This is a genomic window from uncultured Amaricoccus sp. (genome assembly GCF_937858865.1).
GTDB lineage: Bacteria > Pseudomonadota > Alphaproteobacteria > Rhodobacterales > Rhodobacteraceae > Amaricoccus.
Window position 1 is genome coordinate 1 of the sequence record NZ_CALLYO010000472.1, and the last position, 4,689, is coordinate 4,689.

At 72.6% G+C, this 4,689-nt stretch carries 2 protein-coding genes and 1 pseudogene; 1 reads left to right on the top strand and 2 read right to left on the bottom strand.

What is annotated here, in order from left to right; genetic code table 11:
* Window positions 1-103, top strand: a pseudogene (locus tag Q0112_RS13845) (sugar ABC transporter permease); the annotation flags it as partial.
* On the opposite strand, the gene Q0112_RS13850 reads toward Q0112_RS13845, so the two are convergent.
* Complete coding sequence (locus Q0112_RS13850) at window positions 100-2,250, bottom strand: cyclic nucleotide-binding domain-containing protein (protein ID WP_297976238.1); 2,151 nt, start codon at window positions 2,248-2,250, stop codon at window positions 100-102. The pseudogene Q0112_RS13845 and the gene Q0112_RS13850 sit on opposite strands and share 4 nt — an antisense overlap.
* A gap of 211 nt (window positions 2,251-2,461) precedes the next feature.
* Window positions 2,462-4,689, bottom strand: a 2,228-nt coding sequence (locus Q0112_RS13855; RefSeq protein ID WP_297976240.1) for an efflux RND transporter permease subunit, incomplete at its 5' end; no start/stop codon positions are given.

A 4,689-nucleotide genomic window follows, 5' to 3' on the forward strand; every position in this document is an offset into this window, starting at 1 on the left:
CGTCGGCGTGGCCCTGAGCCTCGCCGCCATCCTCGCCTTCACCCTCGCCTGCCTCACCGTCATCTGGTGGATCTTCCGCACCGGCTGGCGCATCCGCGCCTAACCCGCCTGCAGCTCGGAATCGGCCAGGAGCGCCGTGGTGCGGCCGAGCCGGCGGGCCAGCGTCGCCGCGATCATCCGGTGCAGGTCGGCGAGCAGCTTCGGATCCTCCCGCCCCATCCGCTCCAGGTCCCCGGCGTCGAGGCGCAGGAAGGTGCTCGGCGCCTCCGCAACCACCCGCGCCGTGCGCGGTATCCCGGCATAGAGCCCGATCTCGCCCACCAAGGCCCCCGGCAGGCAGCGGGCGATCACCACCGTCCCCCCGTCCCCGCGCGTGAGCTCGGTGCGCAGCATCCCCGAGGTCAGGAAGAGCAGCGAGTCGGACGGCCCGCCCTGCGCGATCACCTCGGTGCCCGCCGGCGCCGCCACCTCGCGCAGGTAGCGCCGCAGGTCGGCGCCGGGATGCAGCTCCTGCAGCCGGTCGAGCAGCGCCGGCGTCCGCGCCGAGGGCGCATCGACGAGCAGCGCCGCCTCGACCTCCTCGAGCGCCTCGGCGAGGCTTGCCAGGATCCGCGGCCCCTCCCCCGAGATCTGCCCGCGCACCAGGCGCGCGGCGGCGGGATTGAGGCCGCTGACGACGAGCGTGACGCCATGCCCACGGCAGACCTCGTCCAGCCTGACGAGCGAGCGGGCGGCCGAGACGTCGATCCCGCGCACCTGGCGGAAGTCGATCAGCACGAAGCGCGGCCACGCCGGGCCGAGCAGCACCGCCTCGATGCGGCTGGCGAGCCGGTGCGCGGTGCCGAAGAAGACGAAGCCGGCCAGCACGTAGATCCGCGCCGCGTCGCCGCGCTGGGCGAGCCAGGCCTGCTCCGCCTCCGGCCGCTCGATGCGCGAGCGGATGCGCGCGGCGGTCGTCTCGAGCCGGACGAGGTCGATGCGCGCGAAGGCCATGATGAAGAAGAGCGCCGCCGCCAGCAGGCCGACGGCGACGCCCCAGAGGAAGCCGAAGATCGCGGCGGCGACCGGGATGATGGCGACGACGGCATACTCGGCCGCAGGAAGGCTCCGCCGCTGGTCGACGAGCGGCGTCATGAGCAGGTTCAGCCCGATGACGATCACCCCGGTGCTGAACAGGCCGACCGGCAGCAGCGAGATCACCGGCGCCCCGGCGACCAGCGCCAGCCCGCAGGCGAGCGCCACGCTCCAGCCGTTGCCGCGGCCGGCGCCCCCGAGCCCGCGCGCCAGCGAGATGAGCGACAGCGAGTGGAAGCCGACCGGCCCGCCGCCGGCGCCGGCGACGAGGTTGACGATGCCGACGGCGCGCAGGTCGCGGTCCGGGTCGACGCCGGTGCCGGCGATCGCCTCGACCGAGGAGGCGCTCAGCACCGTCGAGACGACGCTGAGCCCGACCGCCGCCAGCACGCTCGGCGTCGCGGCGAGGATGGCCCGCCCGTCGAAGGCGAAGGGCTCCCACCCGCCGAGCGCGGCGAGAAATCCCCCCTCGAACGGCCCGAGCAGCAGCCCGGCGTCGCGCGCCCGATCGAGGCCCACGATCGCGAAGACGCCGTAGAAGACCGCCGCCGCGACGAGGAGCCCGAGCGGCAGCATCATCGGCCCGAACCGCCGGCTCAGGCCGGCGATGGCCACCGCCGCCGCCGCCCAGGGCAGCCAGCGCCCCGGATTGCCCGGCTCGACGAGCACGCCGAGCCCGCCCAGCTCGACCTGCCCGCCGATCGCCATGCCGAGCCCGCCCATGACCAGCATGTACCCGGTGGCGGCGAGAAAGCCCGCCAGCACCGGGAAGGGAATGAAGCGCGCGACGAAGCCGAGCCGCCACCGTCCGAGCAGCCAGGTGACGACGCCGGTCGCCAGCGCCGTCACCGCCACCAGCGCCGCGACCGTCGCGAAGGTCCCCTCCGACACCGGCCCGGCCGCCGCGACCCCCGCCGCCGGGATCGACAGGATCACCGCGATCATGTTCTGCGGCTGCGAGATGGTGCCGCGATAGCTGAAGAGCAGCGCGCTCAGGAAGCTCATGCTCGCCGCCGCGATCAGCGTGAGCCCGATGGCACGGTCGAGAAAGACCGTGAGCGGCCCCTGGTAGACGATCCCCGCCGCCGAGATGTTGAAGGCGATCGCCATCGGGCCGACGACCGCCGCGGCCATCAGCGGCCGCAGGCGCGGGGCGAAGCCGGCGCCGGAGGTCATCGGATCATGTCCGCCATCCCGGTGGTCGCAGGAGCCCCAGACCTCGCATGCCGCCGCCGTTCCGGCAAGCGGCCCCGCGCCCGCCCCCCAGGCCCCACCGAGGCCCGCGAAACCCCCTCGCGCGTATATACAACGTATAGACGAAAAATTTCTCCTGAAATATCAGCGCGTTGCCAGGTGGGCACGCGCGCACGGCGTGCGCCGCCCGCGCTCAGCCCTCCTCGCCGCCCGCCGCCCCCACCCGCGAGAGCTCCGCCTCCAGCCGCCGCGTCTCCTCGGCCCGCGGCTTCGACAGCCCGGCAAGCAGCAGGTAGGCGACCGGCGTCAGGAAGAGGGTAAGCAGCGTCGCGAGCCCAAGCCCGCCCACGATCACCCAGCCGAGCGCGTGCCGCGCCTCGGCGCCCGCCCCCGAGGAGAGGAGCAGCGGCACCGCCCCGAGCACCGTCGCCGCCATGGTCATCATCACCGGCCGCAGCCGGATCCGGCAGGCCTCCTCGACCGCCTCCCGGACGCTCGCCCCATGGTCGCGCAGCTGGTTGGCGAACTCGACGACCAGGATGCCGTTCTTGGCGATGATCCCCACCATCAGCACCAGCCCGATCTGGCTGTAGACGTTGAGGCTCGTCCCGGTCAGCACCATCGCGATCACCGCGCAGCCGAGCCCGAGCGGCACCGTCGCCATCACGATGATCGCGCTCACGAAGCTCTCGAACTGCGCCGCCAGCACCAGGAAGACGACGAGGATCGCGAAGCCGAAGGTGATGAAGAGCCCGCTCGAGGTCTCCCCGAGCGTCGCCGTCTCGGCGAGTGGCACCAGCCGCGAGCCGGCCGGCAGCAGCGGCTCGGCCAGCGCCTGCGCCTCCTCCCAGGCATCGCCCAGCGCCATCCCGCCGCCGAGGCTCGCGGTGATCGTCACCGCCCGCATCTGGCTCTCGCGGGTCAGCTCCGGCGCGATCGGCCGCTCCTCCAGCGTCACCACCGCCGACATCGGCACCATCTCGCCCGAGCGCGTCTGCAGGAACAGGTTCTCGAGGTCTGTCGGGTCTCTCACCGGCGTCGTCAGCGAGGTCAGCTTGATGTCGTAGCTCCGGTCGTCGATGAAGACCGACCCCACCTTCCGCCCGTCGAGCACCGCCTGCAGCGCCTCGCCCAGCCCGTCGATGTCGACCCCGAGATCGGACGCCTTCTCCCGGTCGACCCGGATGAAGAGCTGCGGCTGCGTCGTCTCGTAGGAGATGCGCACCTGCCCGAAGTCGGGGTCCGCCTCCATCTGCCGCACCAGCCCGGCGGTCGCGTCCGCCAGCGTGTCGAAGTTGCTGCCCAGCATCGCGAACTGCAGCCCCTGCCCCGCCCCGCGGATATTGAGCGAGTTCGGCTGCACCGCGAAGATGCGCAGCCCGATCACCTGCTCCGCCGCCGCAGCGATCTCGGCCGAGATCTCCCGCTGGCTCCGCTCCCGTTCCTCCCAGGGCGCGAGGGTGAAGATCATGAAGCCGCTGTTGTCCGCGTTCGCCATGCCGGCGATCGAGAAGAGCCCCGTCACCTCGCCCGACTCGCGCAAGCTCGCCGTCCGCTCCTCGATCTCGCGCAGCTTGGCCGCGGTATAGTCGAGGCTCACCCCCTGCGGCGCGCTCGCCCGCAGCAGCACCACCGCCCGGTCCTCCGGCGGCGTCACCTCCTGCCGGATGCCGGCGAAGAGCAGCCACGAGGTGACCCCGAGGATCGCGCCCAGCGCCAGCACCACCAGCGGCGCCGCCAGCGCCGCATGCAGCAGCCGGTGATAGAGCCGCTCGAGAAAGCCCCCGACCGCCGCGAGGACGCCCGTGTGCCCGCCGTGGTCCTTCCCGTCGGCCAGCATCCGCGAGGCCATCATCGGGCAGAGCGACAGCGCGACCACCGCCGAGATGCCGACCGCCATGGCGAGCGAGATGCCGAACTCGCGGAAGAGCGCCCCCGCCTGCCCCGGCAGGAATGAGAGCGGCACGAAGACCGCCGCCAGCGTCGTCGTCGTCGCCACCACCGCGAAGAAGACCTGCTCGGTCCCGAGCACCGCCGCCGCCCGCGGCCCCAGCCCCTGCCCCCGCCGCCGCACGATGTTCTCGAGCACCACGATCGCGTCGTCGACCACGAGCCCGGTGGAGAGGACCAGCGCGAGGAGCGTCAGGATGTTGACCGAGAATCCCGCCAGATAGATCGTCGCCAGCGTCCCGATCAGCGCCACCGGTATGGTCAGCGACGGAATGAGCGTCGCGCGGAGGTCGCGCAGGAACAGGTAGATGATCGCCACCACGATCACCACCGAGAGCGCGAGCGTCAGCAGCACCTCATGGATCGAGCCGTCGATGAAGACCGCGTCGTCGCCGGTGATGAAGATCCGCACCCCCGGCGGCAGCGTCTGCTGCAGCTCGGCGACGATGGCGTGGATGCTGCGCGAGATCT